This is a genomic window from Thalassospira xianhensis MCCC 1A02616, from assembly GCF_003326475.1.
In the GTDB taxonomy this organism is placed as follows: domain Bacteria; phylum Pseudomonadota; class Alphaproteobacteria; order Rhodospirillales; family Thalassospiraceae; genus Thalassospira; species Thalassospira xianhensis.
Genome location: NZ_JPWA01000053.1, coordinates 1 through 19,524, shown reverse-complemented (window position 1 = coordinate 19,524; position 19,524 = coordinate 1). Strand labels below are relative to the sequence as shown.

21 protein-coding genes are annotated in these 19,524 nt (G+C 57.1%); 17 read left to right on the top strand and 4 right to left on the bottom strand.

The annotated features are described in order from the left end of the window. Positions 1 to 43: 43 nt before the first annotated feature. Both TH5_RS23885 and TH5_RS23880 read right to left on the bottom strand, forming a co-directional pair. On the bottom strand, positions 44 to 664 hold the full coding sequence (locus TH5_RS23885; protein ID WP_114123972.1) for a pyridoxamine 5'-phosphate oxidase family protein: 621 nt from the start codon (positions 662 to 664) through the stop codon (positions 44 to 46). A gap of 56 nt (positions 665 to 720) precedes the next feature. Next, positions 721 to 1,293 (bottom strand): cysteine hydrolase family protein, encoded by a 573-nt coding sequence (locus tag TH5_RS23880; protein ID WP_114123971.1) that lies wholly within the window; start codon positions 1,291 to 1,293, stop codon positions 721 to 723. A 99-nt stretch (positions 1,294 to 1,392) separates the two neighbouring features. On the opposite strand from TH5_RS23880, the gene TH5_RS23875 reads away from it, so the two are divergent. Further along, positions 1,393 to 2,388, top strand: coding sequence for a GlxA family transcriptional regulator (locus TH5_RS23875; RefSeq protein WP_114123970.1), 996 nt, complete (start codon positions 1,393 to 1,395; stop codon positions 2,386 to 2,388). Here the strand turns inward: TH5_RS23875 and corA are convergent. Together corA and TH5_RS23865 are read right to left on the bottom strand one after the other, a co-directional pair. Then, positions 2,385 to 3,428: a magnesium/cobalt transporter CorA gene (corA, locus tag TH5_RS23870; RefSeq protein ID WP_114123969.1), complete on the bottom strand. Its 1,044-nt coding sequence runs from the start codon at positions 3,426 to 3,428 to the stop codon at positions 2,385 to 2,387. The genes TH5_RS23875 and corA overlap by 4 nt on opposite strands. A 176-nt stretch (positions 3,429 to 3,604) precedes the next feature. Then, the gene (locus TH5_RS23865) at positions 3,605 to 4,333 is read right to left on the bottom strand and encodes an EF-hand domain-containing protein (RefSeq protein ID WP_114123968.1); all 729 of its coding nucleotides are present in this window, start codon (positions 4,331 to 4,333) and stop codon (positions 3,605 to 3,607) included. Between the two features lie 552 nt (positions 4,334 to 4,885). On the opposite strand from TH5_RS23865, the gene TH5_RS23860 reads away from it, so the two are divergent. The 16 genes from TH5_RS23860 to TH5_RS23785 form a co-directional block, all read left to right on the top strand. Beyond that, positions 4,886 to 5,407 (top strand): division/cell wall cluster transcriptional repressor MraZ, encoded by a 522-nt coding sequence (locus TH5_RS23860; RefSeq protein ID WP_062947702.1) that lies wholly within the window; start codon positions 4,886 to 4,888, stop codon positions 5,405 to 5,407. After that, on the top strand, positions 5,407 to 6,390 hold the full coding sequence (gene rsmH / locus TH5_RS23855; protein ID WP_114123967.1) for a 16S rRNA (cytosine(1402)-N(4))-methyltransferase RsmH: 984 nt from the start codon (positions 5,407 to 5,409) through the stop codon (positions 6,388 to 6,390). Before TH5_RS23860 ends, rsmH begins: the two co-directional genes overlap by 1 nt. Next, complete coding sequence (ftsL, locus tag TH5_RS23850) at positions 6,387 to 6,830, top strand: cell division protein FtsL (protein WP_114123966.1); 444 nt, start codon at positions 6,387 to 6,389, stop codon at positions 6,828 to 6,830. The genes rsmH and ftsL overlap by 4 nt, the downstream gene beginning before the upstream one ends. Further along, the gene (locus TH5_RS23845) at positions 6,827 to 8,545 is read left to right on the top strand and encodes a peptidoglycan D,D-transpeptidase FtsI family protein (protein ID WP_114123965.1); all 1,719 of its coding nucleotides are present in this window, start codon (positions 6,827 to 6,829) and stop codon (positions 8,543 to 8,545) included. Before ftsL ends, TH5_RS23845 begins: the two co-directional genes overlap by 4 nt. Continuing rightward, positions 8,532 to 9,992: a UDP-N-acetylmuramoyl-L-alanyl-D-glutamate--2,6-diaminopimelate ligase gene (locus tag TH5_RS23840; RefSeq protein WP_114123964.1), complete on the top strand. Its 1,461-nt coding sequence runs from the start codon at positions 8,532 to 8,534 to the stop codon at positions 9,990 to 9,992. Before TH5_RS23845 ends, TH5_RS23840 begins: the two co-directional genes overlap by 14 nt. Before the next feature lie 65 nt (positions 9,993 to 10,057). Then, the gene (locus TH5_RS23835; RefSeq protein WP_114123963.1) at positions 10,058 to 11,494 is read left to right on the top strand and encodes a UDP-N-acetylmuramoyl-tripeptide--D-alanyl-D-alanine ligase; all 1,437 of its coding nucleotides are present in this window, start codon (positions 10,058 to 10,060) and stop codon (positions 11,492 to 11,494) included. Between the two features lie 17 nt (positions 11,495 to 11,511). After that, a complete protein-coding gene (mraY, locus tag TH5_RS23830) occupies positions 11,512 to 12,600 on the top strand; it encodes a phospho-N-acetylmuramoyl-pentapeptide-transferase (protein ID WP_114123962.1) in 1,089 nt (362 codons plus the stop codon). 17 nt (positions 12,601 to 12,617) lie between these two features. Beyond that, positions 12,618 to 14,024: a UDP-N-acetylmuramoyl-L-alanine--D-glutamate ligase gene (gene murD, locus TH5_RS23825; RefSeq protein WP_114123961.1), complete on the top strand. Its 1,407-nt coding sequence runs from the start codon at positions 12,618 to 12,620 to the stop codon at positions 14,022 to 14,024. After that, positions 14,021 to 15,166 carry a putative lipid II flippase FtsW gene (gene ftsW, locus TH5_RS23820; protein ID WP_114123960.1) on the top strand — a complete coding sequence of 382 codons (1,146 nt, stop codon included), beginning with the start codon at positions 14,021 to 14,023 and terminating at the stop codon, positions 15,164 to 15,166. Before murD ends, ftsW begins: the two co-directional genes overlap by 4 nt. Before the next feature lie 192 nt (positions 15,167 to 15,358). Beyond that, positions 15,359 to 15,697 carry a type II toxin-antitoxin system RelE/ParE family toxin gene (locus tag TH5_RS23815; protein WP_007089743.1) on the top strand — a complete coding sequence of 113 codons (339 nt, stop codon included), beginning with the start codon at positions 15,359 to 15,361 and terminating at the stop codon, positions 15,695 to 15,697. Further along, complete coding sequence (locus TH5_RS23810) at positions 15,694 to 15,972, top strand: helix-turn-helix domain-containing protein (protein ID WP_114123959.1); 279 nt, start codon at positions 15,694 to 15,696, stop codon at positions 15,970 to 15,972. Before TH5_RS23815 ends, TH5_RS23810 begins: the two co-directional genes overlap by 4 nt. Before the next feature lie 130 nt (positions 15,973 to 16,102). Continuing rightward, positions 16,103 to 16,405, top strand: a complete 303-nt coding sequence (locus TH5_RS23805) for an ArsR/SmtB family transcription factor (RefSeq protein ID WP_063093901.1) — start codon at positions 16,103 to 16,105, stop codon at positions 16,403 to 16,405. 62 nt (positions 16,406 to 16,467) lie between these two features. Further along, entirely contained in the window at positions 16,468 to 17,445 is a 978-nt protein-coding gene (locus TH5_RS23800) for a zinc-dependent alcohol dehydrogenase family protein (RefSeq protein WP_208638534.1), read from the top strand. A 114-nt stretch (positions 17,446 to 17,559) separates the two neighbouring features. Next, entirely contained in the window at positions 17,560 to 18,024 is a 465-nt protein-coding gene (locus TH5_RS23795; protein WP_114123958.1) for a GNAT family N-acetyltransferase, read from the top strand. Between the two features lie 92 nt (positions 18,025 to 18,116). Next, positions 18,117 to 18,713 carry a hypothetical protein gene (locus TH5_RS23790; protein WP_114123957.1) on the top strand — a complete coding sequence of 199 codons (597 nt, stop codon included), beginning with the start codon at positions 18,117 to 18,119 and terminating at the stop codon, positions 18,711 to 18,713. A 182-nt stretch (positions 18,714 to 18,895) separates the two neighbouring features. Then, positions 18,896 to 19,524 (top strand): UDP-N-acetylglucosamine--N-acetylmuramyl-(pentapeptide) pyrophosphoryl-undecaprenol N-acetylglucosamine transferase (locus TH5_RS23785; RefSeq protein WP_208638533.1); only part of this gene is annotated, 629 nt, incomplete at its 3' end.

The window sequence follows — 19,524 nt, the reverse complement described above, 5'->3', positions numbered from 1 at the left end:
GGGGACCTGCCCCGCCGTCAAATGCGTAATCGCGCGATCCGCCTTAACCGCGTTCCGCGATGGATTGCGCGAAATACTTGTCGGCATCTTCCTGGGTGCCGACGTCAAAATTCGCTGCCGTCTGATCCTTGATGATCTTGCCAAGGGTCGGCATCACCTTGCGGTCCACCTGGCTATCAATACTCCAAAGCTTGGAGCGCATCAGCGATTTCGCACAATGCAGGAACGCTTCCTCGACCCGGATCCTGATCACCGTGATCGGCGGTTTTGGCGTATCGGCAAAATGGGCAAGCAATTCGGGATCATTATGGATTTCCGCCTGCCCATTCACACGCAGCGTATCGTTGAAACCGGGCACGAAAAACAGCATCCCGACCTTCGGGTTTTCAATGATGTTCGACAGCGTATCAACGCGATTGTTGCCCGGACGGTCGGGCATCAGAAGCGTGTTGTCATCAAGAACCTTGATAAAGCCCGGCCCGTCGCCGCGCGGGCTGACATCGGCATTGCCCTTGGCATCGGCTGATGAAATCACCGCAAAGGGTGTCAGTTCGATAAAATGCCGGCAATGCGGGTCAAGTTTCGGCAGCGCCTTTGAAACCGCCAATTCCATTGGCATTCCATAAATCTCGCGCAGTTTTTCATGGGTGTCGATTTTTGTCATGGGGCGCACCTTTTGCGGGAATCAGATGGGGAAACTGCGTCACCGGGAAACGCAAGTCAATCGCATTTACCCCCGATCACCTGTTCCGTCGTGCAAACTTTGGCAAACTCGCCATTCAGGCTCGCCAGCGCCACATCATGCACAAGATCGGCACCAAACACCCGCCCGTCGGGCAGTTTGCGTTCAAACGCAAAACACGCATCGCTGACAATCGTCACCTCAAAGCCAAGGTTCGCTCCCATCCGCGTTGTCGTATTCACGCAATGATCGGTCGATATCCCGCAAAGGACGATCCTTGAAATACCCCGCGCCCGCAAATCAGCCTCAAGGCTTGTACCGATAAAGGCCGAATTGACCTGCTTGCCATAAACCGCCTCGTCATCGGCCGGTGTCGCAAACTCAATGAATTCATGCCCCGGATGATCGGGATAAAGCCGCGATGTCGGCGTGGTTGAGTCGTGATGCACATGGATCACCGGCCATCCCATTTCGCGCCAATGCGCCAAAAGCGTCGCCCCATTGGCCTCGGCATCCGGGTTGTTGCGCTGCCCCCAATAATCAAGGTCGGCAAAGCCCTGCTGCCAATCGATCATGATCAGGGCTGTATTTTCGTTTTTGGTGTCGGTCATTCTCAATCTCTCCGGCTTATGTGTCTGTTGGCCCTAGATTATCCGATCGCCAAATGGCATAAATGACAACAACCCCTCCTTTCAGGACAAGACCGCACGATGCCCCGGCTCGCCAATCCGCCCCGCCTCCCCCGACTTATTGTTTTCATCCTCACCCCGCAAACCGTGATGCTCGATGTCACAGGCCCGCTTCAGGCCTTTCACGAAGCCCGCGATCCGGCAACAGGCACCCCGCTTTACCGCACCCTTCTGGCCTCAAGCCACGGTGGCCCGGTCATGACCGATACCGGCATCGCCCTTGATACCGTCGCCCTTGCCGATCTTGATCCGGGTGAAATCCACACCCTGATCGCCGCCGGGTCCGATGAAATGCTCGATGCCCTTGACGATGCCAATCTGATCGGCTGGCTTGAAAAATACCGGGGTAAAATTGCCCGCATCGGGTCGGTCTGTATCGGGGCGTTTATTCTCGGTGCCGCCGGGATGCTCAATGATCGCGCCTGTGTGACGCACTGGCGCTGGTGCGACCGCCTGCAAGCCATGTTCCCGCAAAGCCGCGTCGCCCCCGATCCGATCTTTGTTCGCGATGGTCCGGTCTGGACGTCGGCCGGGGTGACGACGGGGATTGATATGGCGGTCGCGATGATCGAACAGGATCTTGGCCGGGACGCCGCCCTTGCCGTTGCACGCAGCCTGATCGTCTTTATCCGCCGCCCCGGCGGGCAATCACAATTCAGCCTGCCGCTTGAACATCAGGCCAATGACAGCACCGGGCGCTTTGATGACCTGCATGGCTGGATCGCACAAAACCTTCAAACCCGCCTTTCGGTCGAAGACCTCGCCGAACAGACGGGCATGAGTCCGCGCAACTTTTCGCGCACCTACAAATCCGCCACCGGCCTAAGCCCGGCCCGCGCGGTCGAACTGATGCGCCTCGAAGCCGCCAGAACAGCCCTTGAACAAACCGAAAAACGCATAAGCCAGATCGCAATCAATTGCGGCTTTGGCGATGACGAACGCATGCGCCGCTGCTTCGTCAAACATCTGGGCGTCGCGCCAAGTGACTACCGCGAACGATTTAAAGCCACCACCTAAAGCCACCCTTTCCGCTTGAAATACCAAAGCGGAAGAACAGCCGACAGCACCATCAACCCAATCGCCAGCGGATAGCCGAACTGCCAGTCAAGCTCCGGCATGACTTCAAAATTCATGCCGTAAATGCTCGCAATCAGGGTCGGCGGCAGGAAGGCAGCCGCCGCGACCGAGAAAATCTTGATGATGTTGTTCTGTTCCAGATTGATCATGCCCAGCGTCGCATCGAGCAGGAACGTCACCTTGTTGGCGATGAAATTGGCATGTTCGGTGATCGACACGATATCGCGCGAAATGGTTTTAAGCCGCGTCTTGGCATCCTTTTTAAGCCGCGTCTGTGTTGACAGAAACAGCCCCAGCCGATGCAGGTTCAGCAAGCTGTCCTTGGCCTTGCCCGAAAGGTTCCCGGCCCGTCCGATACGGCGCAGAACCGCCCGGTGATCCTGATCATGGGCCGGGTCATCGGGATTAGCAAAAACGATGTTCGATAATCCCTCAAGGTCGGCCGCCGCCTGCTCCATGATATCGGCCAGCCGGTCGACAATCTGCTCCAGCAACCCGAACAGAACCGCCTCGGCACTGGATGCCAGCGACGGGCTGCGATTGACCCGCCGGATAAAGGTCTTGAACGGCACCGGGTCGGCATAACGCAGGGTAATCAGCGTTTTCTTGACCAGAATAAAGGTGATCGCGGTCGTTTCCGGCTCGTCACTATTGGCCTTGTTTAGCACCGATACCGTCATGAAAAGCGCGCCGTCTTCGTCATACAACCGCGATGAAAGCTCGATTTCCTGCATTTCCTCGCGGGTCGGCACTTCGATATCGAACCGCTTTTCGATCTCGTGGATTTCATCATCGGACGGGTTCAAAAGGTCGATCCAGACCGGCGTGCGTTCCGCCTTTAGCGGCTTTGCGACACTTCCCGCACTGTTAACTTCGCCATCAACAGCATCGCTGCTACTGACCAATGCAGCATCGTCCGCCGGTGCCGCCGTATCGTCCGACGGGGTCCGGGCCGGGGCAAAAAACTCGTTGCTGTCCATGGTCACTCTCCATTCGCGCCAGATCACCGGCCAGATCACTGGATATTGCCAGATACCTGCCCGATACCGGTCTATTTGGGGCTTGTGCGTTTCATGTCATATGCCCGGCGGGCATGTTTTGTCACGCGCCAAGCCATGACAAATCGGTTAAACGCCACCAGGGCGCGCCATCCCCGCTATTGAAACGGCAAAACCGTCTGAAATTCGAACGGATCAATGTCCGGATCGTTCCCGCGCTTTTCATCAAACTGCGCCTTCGCATAGCCAAGGAATTCATCCTTGCTGATCATTTTGTCAGAATTGGCATCAACACTGCCAAACAGCAATTCCAACCGCCGGCTTTCGGTCCGCAACCGCTGGCGGTTGGCTTCGGGCGATCCTGGCAATGCCTCGACCGCGGCAAATTCACGCCCCACCAGAACACTGTCGCCATTGATATCACGCCGCCGGAACATCCAGCTGGCATAGGCTGCGGCCTCGTCCGCACTGATCCGCGCATCGTGATCCATGTCGATCGGATGATATTGCTGGCGATACATTGTTACCTGTTCGGGGATGCCGGTTACGGCGGCACTGGCCGCATTCTGCTTCGCCAGCGCCTTGGCAATCGCATCCTCAAGCCCCGGAATGGCTGCCGCACCCGTGCTGCCGGTGCCGGTACCCGTCGGCACGCCTTCGCCATCCTCAAGCCCGCCAAGACCGTTTAACGCACCCAATCCGCCAAGCCCGAACTGCCCCATCAATTGCGGATTGTTCTGCAATTGCTGCATGATCAATGGCAATAACTGGCGCATTTCCGGCGACGTCACCTCGGGCGAAATCGTCGCACTGCCCTTATCCATTTGAAGGCTTTGGGCATATCCCGGCACCCGAATGCCAAAAACCGCCACAACGGCACAAGTCATTAACAATATGGCAGCTTTTTTCCGCAACACTCGTTCCCTTCGCCTGTCCTGACGCCGCCCCGCATCAGGATCATCATCATAGCATATCAGCACGGATTGGATCGCGGGCAACATTGCCCCATCAAAACCGATTAACGATCAAATGCCAATCCCCGAAGCCGGGATCAGAACCCAAACCGGATCATCGCCATGTTGCGTGAAATGCCTCTCCGTCATCCCGTGATATCCCATGCAGGACAAAAATGGTCTGCGAATGGATTTGCATGGGCGGGCATGGGGATGCGTGTGGGTTTTGATGGGCGACACCCGAAAATCACCCGGAAAACGGTTACTTTTAGCCCATTACCACCCAATTCCGATATGCCCCAAAGCCGCAGGAAACCACATTATTACCCTATTTGATCCCATCAATTCCCATTGACCCCCATCAAATCCCATGGTACCCCATAAGTAGGCACATTTACGGTGTCATGCGGGGCATATCCATTTCGACGCGGAAACTGATCACTCTCTGGCGGTTCGAAATGGTTTTTTGATCAGGGGAATGGCGAAGTGCTGTTCACAGGAACGCACATTCACAAGCTGGACCGAAAAGGGCGCGTCTCCGTGCCCAAGCGGTTCCGTGCGACCCTGGAACGCGAAACCTTCGCTGGCATCTACCTGTACCAATCCCACAAGGAAGCCGCCCTTGAAGGCTGTGGCGAAAGCCACATGGACCGCATTGCTGCGTCGATTGACGAACTGGCGATGTTCTCGGACGAGGCAGATGACCTTGCCGATACCATTCTTGGCGCGTCGCACATGCTGCCGTTCGACGGCGAAGGCCGCATCATTCTGCCCCCGGAACTGATCGAATTCGCCCGCATCGAAGATCAGGTCGCCTTTGTCGGCCGTGGCCGCACCTTCCGTATCTGGAACCCGGAAATTTTCAAACCGCTGCAGGACGCCAGCCGCACCCGCACCTTCAATCGCGGATCGACCCTCAAACTGAAACCGGCATCCGATTTCGCGCCGGGCAGTCGCCCCGCTGCCCCGACCGGCGAAATCGCCCCGGATGAAGAGGGGGACGCGTAATGAGCATCCATGACCTCAGCTTCGCCACAGGCGATGGCCCGCACAAGCCGGTGCTATTGCGCGAAGTTCTCGATGCCCTGGCCCCCAAGGCGGGCGAGATCATGGTGGACGGCACTTTTGGCGCGGGTGGATATTCCCGCGCCATTCTCGATCATGCGGACTGCGAACTTTACGCCATTGACCGCGACCCGACCGCCGTTGCCACCGGCAAGGCAATGGAAGCCGATTATGCCAATCGCTTCCACATGGTCGAAGGCTGCTTTGGCGATATGGGCACGCTTCTGCCCGCCGCCGGCGTGGATCAGGTAGACGGCATCGTCCTTGATATCGGCGTATCCTCCATGCAGCTTGATCAGGCCGACCGCGGATTTTCCTTCCGCGAAGACGGCCCGCTGGATATGCGCATGTCGATGTCCGGCCCGACGGCCGCTGATTTCATAAATACCGCCGACGAGGAAGACATCGCCAATGTCATCTATCGCTATGGCGAGGAACGCGCATCGCGCAAGGTCGCACACAAGATCATCGAAATGCGGGCCGAGGCACCGTTTGAAACCACCCTGCAACTGGCCCGCGCGGTGCGGTCGGTCGTGCGCAAATCCAAGGACGGCATTGATCCGGCCACCCGCACCTTCCAGGGCCTTCGCATTTACGTCAATGACGAGCTCGGCGAACTGGAACGCGCCATGCAGGCGGCTGAAAACCTGCTCAAACCCGGTGGCCGTCTGGTCATCGTGACCTTCCATTCGCTTGAAGACCGCAGTGTTAAAACCTTCATGAAGGAACGGTCCGGCGATCCGTCGAAAATGTCGCGCCGCCTTCCGGGCGAGCCAGAGGTCGCAACCCCGACCTTCACCACCCTCACGCGCAAGGCCGTGACCGCACAAAAGGACGAACTGCGCGCCAATCCGCGTGCGCGCTCGGCCAAACTGCGTGCGGTTGCCCGCAATGAACAGCCCGCAACAATCGGGGGGCGCAAATGACACGTGCCATGACCTTTATCGGGCTGTTTCTGACCATCGTTATTGGTGCTGGCACCTATTGGGTGTCGCACGAAGTCGAACGCCTTGAAAAACAGTATGCCGTCATCCAGTCGGACATCCTGAACGAACAGGAAACCATCCACGTCCTTGACGCGGAATGGAGCTACCTCAACAGCCCGCAGCGCGTTGAAACGCTCGCCAACACCTATCTCAAACTCGATCAGATCAGCCCGCTTCAGATGGCAAGCATCGATGACCTGCCCGAAAATGCCGATCTGCATCAATACCGTCTTGATAAATTCGGCGAAGCCGTGGCCTTCCTGCCGGTGCCGCGTGCGCGCCCCGATGAACTGGCCCCCGACGAAGCCGCCGAAGCCATGATCATCAATTCCCCCTCCCTTGCCGCAACCCGGTCCGATGCGCAGGAGGGCATGGAATGAGCTTCTATCGTTTCTCATACTGGCTGCGCGGTGATCGCCCGGAACTCAGCCCCGACCAACGCGAACGTCACGCGATTGAAACCGCGCGCAACCGTATCTTCATTACCGGTGCGATGTTTGCCATCGGCTTTGTCTGGATCACGGCGGGTCTGGTCGATGCCACCGTTCTGCGTCAGGGCAACGAACCCGAAATGGCATCGGGATCGGACACCCGCGAACTTAAAACCGAACGCGCCGACATCGTTGATCGCAACGGCATGCTGCTTGCGACCGATCTTCCGACCAATTCGCTTTATGCCGATGCCCGCGTGATCAAGGACCCGGTCGGATCGGCCGATCAATTGCTGACCGTTCTGCCCGATCTGGATCGCGATACGCTGATCCGTCATTTAAGCTCGCAAAAGGCCTTCGTCTGGATCCGTCGCAACCTGACCCCGGAACAGCAATATGCCGTCAACTCGCTTGGCGTACCGGGCCTGAATTTCCAGCGCGAAGAACGCCGCGTCTATCCGCATGGCCGCCTGTTTGCCCATGTGCTTGGCTTCACCGATATCGACAATAACGGTATCGCCGGCGCCGAACGCAAATTCGATAACGAATTGCGCATCAATAACGGCCCGCTGCAACTCTCCCTTGATACCCGCATTCAATACGCGCTCGAGGAAGAAGTCGAAAAGGCAATGAAGACCTATGACGCGGTCGGGGCGACCGGCATGGTCATGGATATCTATACCGGCGAAGTGCTCGGCATGATGTCGCTGCCCGATTTTGATCCGCACCGCCCCGGTCAGGCCCCGGCGGACGCGCGCTTTAACCGTGCGACGCTGGGCGTTTATGAAATGGGCTCGGTGTTCAAACTGTTTAACACCGCGATTGCGCTTGAAACCGGCACCGTCAATCTCGATAGCATGTATGACGCCTCCCAGCCGATCCGCGTCGGACGTTTCGCCATTAGCGACTATCGCGGCGAAAACCGCTGGCTGTCAGTGGCCGAGATCATCAAATATTCGTCAAACATTGGGTCCGCCCGCATCGCCCTTGATTTCGGGACCGAGACCCAGCGCAAATATCTCAAGAAATTCGGCATCCTCGACACACCACAGATCGAGCTGCCCGAAGTCGGCTCCCCGCTTGTGCCCAATCCGTGGCGCGAAGTGAACACCATGACCATCTCCTTTGGCCATGGTCTTGCCGTGACACCGCTTCAGGTCGTCAGCGGCATCTCCGCCCTTGCAAATGGCGGCATTTTGCGCCCGGCAACGATCCTCAAACAGGACGGCGCACCGGCGGGTGAACGCGTAATTTCCCGGCAAACCTCGGACAAGATGCGGCGCCTGATGCGCCTCGTCGTGACCGATGGATCGGGCAAAAAGGCTGAAGTTCCGGGTTACTTCCTTGGGGGTAAAACCGGGACGTCGGAAAAACTCGTGAACGGGCGCTATGTCAAGAACGCCCGCATGTCGACCTTTGTCGCCGCCTTCCCGATGCAGGACCCGAAATATGTGGTTCTGGTGACGCTGGACGAGCCCAAAGGCACCAAAGAAACGTATGGATTTGCCACAGCCGGTTGGGTGTCCGCCCCGGCAGTTGGCAAGGTTGTGACACGTATTGCTCCCCTTCTGGGCATTGAACCGGCGAATGCGAAGGCGCCGGAGATCGAGCAAGCGCTGCATATCGACCTTCGCAAGGGGGAGCGCAAACTTGCGTCTTTCTGAACTCATGGCAGGTGATCAAGCGGCACTTAAACATGCCGACGGACAGGACCCGAACATTACGGGCCTGACAGCAGACTCACGCACCGTGAAGGATGGCTATCTGTTTGCCGCCCTGTCTGGTGCCAAAACCGACGGATCGAAATACATCAATGATGCGATCCGGCTAGGTGCGGCCGCCATCCTTGCAAAGGACGGCACGCCCAAACCCGCCGCCGCAACGGTTCCCCTGATCCCGGTGGAAAACCCGCGCCAGCGTTACGCGCAACTGGCCGCGCGCTTCTATGGCAAACAACCGGCCAATATCGCGGCCATCACGGGTACAAACGGCAAAACCTCCACCGCCGTTTTCACCGAACAGCTCTGGACGATCATGGGCAATATGTCGGGCTCGATTGGCACACTTGGCATTCGTGCCGCCGGTGCGAAAATCCCCGGCTCGCTGACGACCCCCGATCCGGTCGCACTGCATCAAAGCCTTAGTGAAATGGCTGAAATCGGTGTCACCCATGTCGCGATGGAAGCCTCCTCGCACGGGCTTGATCAGCATCGCCTTGACGGGGTCAAGGTCACGGTTGCCGCCTTTACCAACCTGACCCGCGATCACCTTGATTATCACGGCAATTTCGAAAAATACTTTGCCGCCAAGGCCCGCCTGTTTGCCGATCTTCTGGCCGAAAACGGCACCGCGGTTCTAAATGCCGATGTCCCGCAGTTCAAAATCCTGCGCTCGATGTGCGAAGGACGTGGCATTTCGGTGATGTCCTATGGCCTGGCCGCCGATGATATCAAACTGCTCGAAGCCAAGCCCGATGCCACCGGCACCAAGCTTAAGCTCGCCATCGAAAAAGGCGAATATGGTGTGCATCTGCCCCTCATGGGCTCCTTCCAGGTGATGAACGCACTGGCTGCCCTTGGCATCGTCATTGCGTCGGGTGCCGATGTCGATGATGCGGTTGCCGCCCTTGAAAAGCTTGAAGGTGTCCGGGGCCGCATGGAACTGGTTGGCAAAACCAGCTTCGGCGCACCGGTCTTTGTTGATTACGCCCACACGCCTGATGCACTTGAAACCGTGATCAAGGCCGTCCGCCCGCATGCCAAGGGCCGCATCATCTGCGTCTTTGGCGCAGGTGGTGATCGTGACACCGGCAAACGCCCGGAAATGGGCCGTGTGGTCAAGGAAAACGCCGATATCGCCATCATCACCGATGACAATCCGCGCAGCGAGGACCCCGCCAAAATCCGTGCCGCGATCAAGGCCGCCTGCGACGGTGCGGTTGAAATCGGCGACCGGGCCGAGGCGATCAAACGCGGCATTGGCATCTTGCAACGCAACGATATTCTTATTATTGCCGGAAAAGGCCATGAAAGAGGCCAAATTGTCGGCGATACGGTTCTGCCGTTCGATGATGCCGCGGTCGTGCGCAACATCCTTCTGGGCGGTAACTGATTGATTTTAAAGCCAGCCACGACGCCAAAGATCGTGCTGGATGCGGATACGAAAGAAACCCAAAAATGACCAAGGCTGTTTTATGGACGGCAAAAGACGCCGAAAAAGCCACCGGGGGCAAGGCAACCGGCAACTGGCAGGCGTCGGGCGTATCAATTGACAGCCGCAAGGCCGCCAAGGGCGATCTGTTCATCGCGCTGAAGGGCCCCCATTTCGACGGTCACAAATTCGCACAGGCCGCCCTTGATAACGGCTGTGCCGCGGCCATGGTGTCGGACACCAAAACCCTTGGTAATGGCGCACCGGCCCTTGTGGTCGATGATACGCTTGATGCGATGGTCCGTCTTGGCCTTGCCGGGCGCGAACGGTCCGATGCCAAAATCATCGCGATCACCGGCTCCGTCGGCAAGACCGGCACCAAAGAGGCCCTTAAATACGTTCTGAACGAACAGGCCCAGACCCACGCCAGCCCGGCCAGCTTCAATAACCATTGGGGCGTCCCCATGAGCTTGGCCACCCTGCCGGTGACGGCCGAATATGGCGTGTTTGAAATCGGCATGAACCATCCCGGCGAAATCAGCCCGCTGGTCAAGATGGTCCGGCCCAAAGTCGCCCTGATCACGACGGTCGTCGGCGCCCATACCGAATTCTTCAAGGACGAAGCCGAAATCGCGCAGGCGAAGGCGGAAATCTTCGACGGTCTTGATGCCGATGGCACCGTGATCCTCAACCGCGACAACCTGCATTATTTTGCATTGGCGCGTCGGGCCAAGGAACTCGGCATTAAAAACATCAAATGCTTTGGCACCGATGCCATGGCCGATTACCGCCTGTTCGAGGCCAACATTGTCCCCAATGGCTCTGCCGTGCGTGCGCGCATCGGCGGCCGCGATATCGAATATTTCATCGGCTGCCCCGGTGAACACTGGGTTCTGAACTCGTTGGCGGTTCTCGCCTGTGTCGATGCGATTGGCGGCGATGTGCTGCGCGCCGCACAGGATCTGGCTGATTTCACCCCGCCTGCCGGTCGCGGTGAAACCCATATTCTGCCCGTGCCCAATGGGGCTGACGGCACCTATACCCTGATTGACGATGCCTATAACGCCAATCCGACCTCGATGATGGCGGGGCTGAGCGTGCTGGCCCAAAGCAAGCCCGAAGGATCGGGGCGCAAGATCGCGGTGCTGGGCGATATGCGCGAACTGGGCGACGATGCGCAAAAACTGCATGCAGACCTGCATCAGCCACTGGTTGCGCTTGGCATCGAACGTGTTTATACGGTCGGCCCGCTGATGGCCAACCTTGCGGAAACCCTGCCGGGCGAGCTCCATGCCGGCCATTTTGACGCCGCCGAAGACGCAATTGACCCGATAAAGGCCGATTTGCAGGCGGATGACGTGGTTTTGGTCAAAGGATCGCTTGGCATTTACGTTTCGAAAATTGTCTCGGCCTTAAAATCACCGGATGGCGCATCTGGCGCTGCATCCAAAGCTAAGCCGTAGAAGGAACCCCCGGGGCGATGCTCTATAATCTGCTTTATCCGCTGGCCGACCAGTTTCCGATCTTCAACCTGTTCCGTTACATCACGTTTCGGACCGGCGGCGCGATTATCACATCGCTTATTCTGGCCTTTGTGCTTGGCCCGTCCCTGATCAACTGGCTGCGCTCCAAACAAAGCGAAGGTCAGCCGATCCGCGATGACGGCCCCGAAAGCCATCTTCTGACCAAAAAGGGCACGCCGACCATGGGCGGCCTTTTGCTGTTGCTGTGCACATCCATCGGCACTTTGCTTTGGGCGGATCTGTCCAATGCCTATGTCTGGGCGGTGCTGCTGGTGACCATCGGTTACGGCTTCCTTGGCTTCCTTGATGATTTCCTGAAAGTCTCCAAACGCAATACCAAGGGCCTGCCGGGCAAACTCAAGCTGCTCGGCCAGTTTTCGATTGCCGCGGCTGCCGCATGGTGGATTTCCACCAACACCGCCGATCCGCTGGCAACCGCCCTTGCCTTCCCGTTTTTCAAGAACTTCCTGCTTGATCTCGGCTGGTTCTTTGTGCCCTTTGCCATGTTTGTCATGGTCGGCGCGTCCAACGCGGTCAACCTGACCGACGGCCTTGATGGCCTTGCCATCGTGCCGGTGATGATTGCGGCGGCAAGCTTCGCGCTCATCACCTATCTGATCGGTAACATCCAGTTTGCCGAATACTTACAGGTCCATTATGTCGCGGGTTCGGGCGAACTGACCATTTTCCTTGGTGCCCTTGTCGGTGCTGGTCTTGGCTTCCTCTGGTATAACGCCCCGCCTGCCATGGTGTTCATGGGCGATACCGGGTCGCTGGCCTTGGGCGGTGCGCTCGGTGCGGTTTCGGTTGTCACCAAACACGAACTGGTCCTTGCCATCATTGGCGGTCTGTTTGTTCTTGAAACCCTTTCTGTGATCATTCAGGTCGGCTCGTTCAAAATGACCGGCAAGCGCGTGTTTCGCATGGCGCCGCTGCATCACCATTTCGAAAAAAAGGGCTGGCAGGAACCGACGATTGTCATTCGTTTCTGGATCATTGCCGTCATTCTGGCCCTTGTCGGGCTGGCAACGCTTAAACTCCGTTAAGTTAAGGACATCCCGCCTTGATCGACCTGTCACATCTGCGCGGCAAAACCATCGCGGTTCTGGGTCTGGGCAAATCCGGACTGGCCAGTGTCAAGGCACTGGTCAATGGCGGCGCCATCGTCTGGGCATGGGATGACAACGCGGAAAGCCGTGGCCAGCTCGAGGCATTTGGCCTTGCCCCGATCAATCTCGCGGAATGTGACTGGACCGAACCCGATATGCTGGTCATCAGCCCCGGCATCCCGTCCACCTTCCCGACACCTCATCCTGCGGCCGAAAAGGCCCGCCGCGCAGGCAAGCCGATTATTTGCGATGTCGAACTGCTCTGCACCGCCCTTCCCGATGTGCCCAGCATCGCGATCACCGGCACCAACGGCAAATCGACCACGACCGCCCTTACCGCCCATATCCTGTCCAACGCCGGGATCAAGACACAGGCGGGCGGCAATCTCGGCAATCCGGCCCTGGGATTTGATCCCGCCGATCCTGATGACTGCTTCGTGCTGGAACTGTCATCCTATCAGCTTGAACTGCTTCATGACGCCAGCTTCGATGCCTGCGGCCTGCTCAACATCACGCCCGATCATCTGGATCGTCACGGCGGCATGGATGGCTATATCGGTGCCAAACGCCGCGTCTTTGCACGTAACAAGGGCCCGAAATGGGCGGTGATTTCGGTGGATGATGATCCGTGCGCGCGCATGGCGGTTGAACTCGCCCGCGAAGGCGGTCGCCGCGTGATCGAGGTATCGGTCCATAAACCGGCCCCGCACGGCATTTACGTTGAAAATGGCTGGCTGATCGATGATCTGTCGGGCGCACAGGCCCGGATCATGGATCTGGTCACGGTCGCCCATATGCCCGGCGTCCATAACTGGCAAAACATTGCATTCGCCTATGCCCTTTGCCGGGCGCGCGGGGTCGTGGCATCGAAAATCATCGAAGGCATCATGACCTTCCCCGGCCTCGCCCACCGGCAGGAACGGCTGGGCATGGCTGATGGCGTGACCTTTGTGAATGACAGCAAGGCCACCAATGCCGAAGCCACCGCCAAGGCGCTGTCGGCCTATCGTGATATCTACTGGATTCTGGGTGGCAAGCCCAAGGAAGGCGGCATTGACGGCCTTCAGGCATTCTACCCGCAAATCAAAAAGGCCTATCTGATCGGTACGGCCGCCGATGCCTTTGCCGAAACGCTGGGCAATGACCTGCCATGGCAGAAATGCGAAACGCTGGATCGCGCGAACGCTGCGGCGTTCCTTGATGCCAAGGAAGACATCCAATCACGTGCGGTCGATATGCCGGTCGTGCTGCTCTCGCCCGCCTGCGCATCCTTTGATCAGTTCAAAAGTTTCGAAGCCCGCGGCGATGCCTTCCGCGATCTGTTTAACGCGCTGGCACATGCCGGGCAGGAGAAACCATGAAAACCCTGTTTGGCAACAACACCAACGGCAACATCGCCTTTTCGCGTGCCGATACCTCGGTACTTGGCATCTGGTGGTGGACGGTGGATCGCTGGATGCTGGCCGCCGTCATCCTCTTGATGGGGATTGGCGCGCTGCTGGTTATGTCGGCAAGCCCGCCGGTGGCGGATCGCATCAATGTCGACAGCTTCCATTTCGTCCGGCGTCAGTTCGTGTTTCTCGGTCTGGCCGCGATCTGCGCATTCGGCATTTCGCTGCTCTCGATCAAATGGGTGCGGCGTCTGGCCTCGATCATGTTTCTGGGCGTCATCTGCCTTCTGATCATCACTCCCTTTGTCGGCTCGGAAATCAAGGGGGCGGTGCGCTGGATTCACTTGGCCGGGATCACGCTGCAACCCTCCGAATTCCTCAAACCGGCCTTTGCCGTCGTCATTGCGTGGATGCTGTCCGAAGGCCGTCTGAACCCGAACTTCCCGGGCTATATCGTCTCCTGCATGCTGCTTGCGACCTGCATCATCTTACTCATGATCCAGCCCGACTTTGGTCAGACCGTGGTGGTCACCGCCATCTGGTCGACCCAGATTTTCCTGGCTGGCCTGCCGATGGTGCTGGTCTTTGGCCTCGGCCTTGGTGTGGTTGGTTTGGCGGTTGGCGCCTATCTGGTCCTGCCGCACGTGCAGTCGCGTGTGGACCGCTTCCTTGATCCGGCATCGGGCGATAACTATCAGATCGACCGCTCGATGGAGGCCTTCATGAATGGCGGCCTGATGGGGCAGGGCCCCGGCGAGGGATCGGTGAAAAACTACCTGCCCGACGCCCATTCCGACTTCATCTTTGCGGTTGCGGGCGAAGAATTCGGCCTTCTGTTCTGTGTGCTGGTGGTGGGCGTCTTCAGCTTCGTCATCATGCGCGGCCTCTCGCGCCTGATGGGCGAACGCAACCTGTTTGTCGTGCTGGCCGTCACCGGCATTCTGGTCCAGTTCGGCCTGCAGGCGGTAATTAACATGGCCTCCACCCTGCAACTCGTCCCGCCAAAAGGCATGACCCTGCCCTTCATCTCCTACGGCGGCTCCGCCACCATTGGCATCGCGATCGGCATGGGCTTCGTTCTGGCCTTAACGCGCAAACGCCCCGGCGAATAAGCAACCGGCCCAACACACCCCACAAAACAAAACCACCGTCACTCCCGCGAAAGCGGGAGTCCATCTCGCCAAACGCTCTCACTTCCGCATCCGGCCTTCTTGAGCACGGAACCGGCATGGGTTCCATTTTGGCCTTGACGCCACCGTCAATAAAATCGATTATGTACCGTACACGGTACAGATCGGGATCATATGAAGAAACTTGAAGCACGTTTCTTCCGGACCCTTGGCGGGATTGAACCTGTCCGGGAATTTCTCAAGGAACTTGCGCCACAAGACCGTAAAACGCTCGGCATGGACATCGCCACCGTGGAATATGGCTGGCCTGTCGGCATGCCAGCCTGCCGGTCACTCGGCAAAGGTCTTTGGGAAGTCCGCAGCAACATTTCCGACAAAAGGATTGTCAGGGTTGTTTTCTGCATCGCCGACGGACAAATGCTTTTGCTTCATGCCTTCATCAAGAAAACGCAAAAAACGCCCCAAACCGACTTTGACCTTGCTCTGACGCGGAAGAAGGAACTGGAACAATGACCAACCATACTGGCTCTTCTTTTGACGACTTCCTCGAAGAAGAAGGCATTCGCGAAGAAGTCGAAACCGTGGCCATCAAGCGGGTCCTCGCGTGGCAACTGCGTCAGGAAATGGAAAAGCAGAATCTGAGCAAGGCCGAAATGGCCCGCCTGATGAAAACAAGCCGCACCCAGCTTGAACGCCTGCTTGATGACACCAACGACAAGGTGCAGCTCGACACGATCCAGCGCGGCGCCAAGGCCGTCGGCCGCATGCTCAAGCTCGAACTGGTCTAAGCCCCCACATCTCCACTCTCTCGTCACTCCCGCGAAAGCAGGAGCCCCAACACAGCCTGCCCGACAGTGCATAGCTGCCCGGTTGATTCCGCATATTGACATATCGGAAAATCCCGATATATTTCGCGTCATGGAAATGCTCGAAATATTCAAAGCCCTCTCGAACCGGACCCGCCTTGAAATCCTCAAGGGCCTGAAAGAGCCTGCGAAGAACTTCCCTCCGCAGGATGAAGGTGACGTCAATACGGTTGGAGTTTGCGTCAGCAGTATTCAGGAAGGTGTCGGACTGTCACAATCGACAGTGTCCGATTACCTTGCGACGCTGCAACGGGTGGGTCTGGTGGAAGTCAGACGCATCGGGCAGTGGACCTACTACAAGCGGAACGAAGCAACCATCCGCGCACTTGCCGAGGCGATCGGAAAAGAACTGTAGTTTTTTTGTCCGAATATATCGAGAAATTGCGATATCCCTTTTTGCCGAAATAAGGCACCAAAATGAAAGTCCAGACAATGAAAGCTCAGATACTCAAATCCTTTGGCGGCCCGGAAGCATTCGAACTTCAGGACGTCGCCATGCCCGTCCCGCAGGCCGGACAGGTCCTTGTCCGCGTCCACGCAACCTCGATCAATCCGCTGGATTATCAGGTCCGGCGCGGCGACTATCCCGACTACGTGCCCCTGCCCGCCATTACCGGGCATGACGTTTCCGGCGTCGTCGAAAGTGTCGGCCCCGGTGTAACCAGCTTCGTCCCCGGCGATGAAGTCTGGTACACCCCGCAGATTTTTGACGGGGACGGAAGCTACGCCGAATACCATGTCGCTTCGGAAAAAATTATCGGTAAAAAACCGGCCTCGCTCAGCCACCTTGAAGCCGCCAGCCTGACGCTGGTCGGTGGAACGGCGTGGGAGGCACTGGTGGTGCGTGCGGGCCTTCGGGTCGGTGAAAGCATCCTGATCCACGGCGGTGCCGGCGGTGTCGGCCATGTTGCGATCCAGGTCGCGAAAGCCATCGGGGCCAAGGTCTTCACCACCGTGCGCGAAGACAACTTCGAATTCGCCCAAAGCCTCGGCGCGGATGTCACCATCGACTACACAAAGGAGGATTATGTCGATGCCATCCTGCGCGAAACCGATGGCAACGGGGTTGATGTCATCTTTGACACCATCGGCGGCAATACACTCGCCAAAAGTGCCGATGCACTGGCCCAGCTTGGCCGTGTCGTCTCGATTGTCGATATCGCACAGCCGCAGAACCTGATCGAAGCCTGGGGCAAAAACGCCAGCTACCACTTCGTGTTTACCCGCCAGAACCGGGGCAAGCTTGACGAGCTAAGCACCCTGATCGAACGCGGGCAGCTTCGCCCGCATGTCGGTGCCGTCTATTCACTCGCCGACATCCCGCTTGCCCACGCCCGGCTGGAAAACCCCGATAACGGCCTCCGGGGCAAAATCGCGATCAAGGTCGCCCCATAACCCGGCAACCACCCAAACAACACCCCGACAACGCCGCACCTTTTGGTGCGGCGTTCTGCTTTCCACGCTAAAGTGCAAAATCTGCTGCCCCAAACATCACACCAAGGCCCCACCATGATCGATATCCAGCACGCCGAACCCCGCCACCGCACCGGATGGGAACGCCTCTGGCGGCAAAACATCATCCAGTTCGGCGCACCCGATATGCCTGACGACGTGATTGATGGCCTGTGGCAGCGCATCCTTGATCCCGATCACCCGATGCAGGCCTGGCTCGCACTAGATGACACCCAATCAAATGATGATCAATCCGTCATCGGACTGGCCCACCTCATCATCCATCCGCACACCTTCACGCTGCGCAATGTCGCCTATCTCGAAGATTTCTGGGTATCACCCGATCACCGCAGCCGCGGCATCGGCGGCCTGATGATGGCCGCCCTGCAAGAACAGGCAAAGCAAAACAACTGGCTCCGCCTCTACTGGCTCACCGCCAGCGACAACCACGGCGCCCAACGCCTCTATGACCGGCTGGCAAAACGGGTTGATTCGGTGCTGTATAAGATTGATGTGGTTTAGACGGCCAACCCATTGCAGCAGCATTTTGTATTTGCGATTTGTACAAAAATTACAATACTCGGTTATTGCAACCCAAAAAAAGAAAGATCGATATGAGCGAAGGACTCGAAATTACTCTTAAAATCGTATCAATACTTGCGGGTATTCTTGGAATTATCTTAACTATCATGTCAATAACAAGACATAATTCAAAAGGAAAACAAGAATTTTTTCAGAAAATATTCGTAGACAGCAACGTAAATGAATTGCATGACTACGCAATAGAAAGAAGCTTTTTCGAACTGCATGGCATAAACTCAAAAGCAAGCACTATTAAATTTCTCCTATCAAAAGAAAACCCTTTCAAGAAACTATCTCAATATAAAACATCAAAAATGTTCATGAAAGAAACAAATACAAGAAACGGAAAAATAAAATCAATGAAAATAAAAAATTTCTACGACGAAAACTATATAACATTAACAATATTTGGAACAATTTTATATTTTATATTCTTCTCATCATCATTTTATCCATACTCATGGTTTAACAATTTAAATCAATTTGGAAAAAATCCTGAAATATACTTGTTGATATTTCTTTCATTCACATGGTTCACGGTATTAATGACACTGGCGCTTATAACAGCCAATTTGGTTCAGAGCCTGATAACAGCAAAAGAACTTTCCAAGTCAATTAATAATCAGTAACCAACCTACGTATTACGTGCTTTACCCTTACAGGAACGCGGTATTTCCACAGTCTAGCGGTCAAAACCAAATCCACCCCAAAAAAACGACAAAATCCTCCCCTACAAACACCCGCGCTTGAAGGGATGTTAACCTTTCTCGGGTTCTGATAGGGGCAAACCGTCGTTGCATATGTGGATCTGATGACCGACATCCAGAATATTGAAGTTTCCCCGATGGAACACCCGTTGGCAGGACAGGTGATCGCCCTGACATCGGGCGGCACCGGCGGCCATATGTTTCCGGCGGTTGCACTGGCGCGCGCCCTTGTCCGGCGCGGCGCGCACGTGCTGTTTTTCACCGATGCCCGCGCTTCGCGCTATACCGAGGGGGTCGAGGGGGTTGAAACCATCATCCTGCCGGCCGGTGGCATTGCCGGAAAGGGTCTTAAGGGCCGCCTAACCGGTGCGCTTCGCCTTGGCCTTGGCACGATGAAAGCCCGATCCCTTCTGAAAAAAATGCGGCCTGCTGCGGTGATCGGCTTTGGCGGTTATGCCTCAATCCCGGCAACGCTTTCGGCCAAATGGCTTGGCATCCCGTTTGCCATTCATGAACAGAACGCGGTTCTGGGCCGGGCCAACCGGATGGTTGCGGGTGCCGCCCATCGCATCGCGACATCCTTCCCGACGATCAAGCTGATCGCGCCAAATGACGAAGCCAAGGTCATCTGGACCGGCAACCCGATCCGCCACGAAGTCGCAGCCCTCGCCAGCACCGAATATGATGCCCCAACGGCCGAGGGCCCCGTCCGCCTGCTGATTACCGGCGGGTC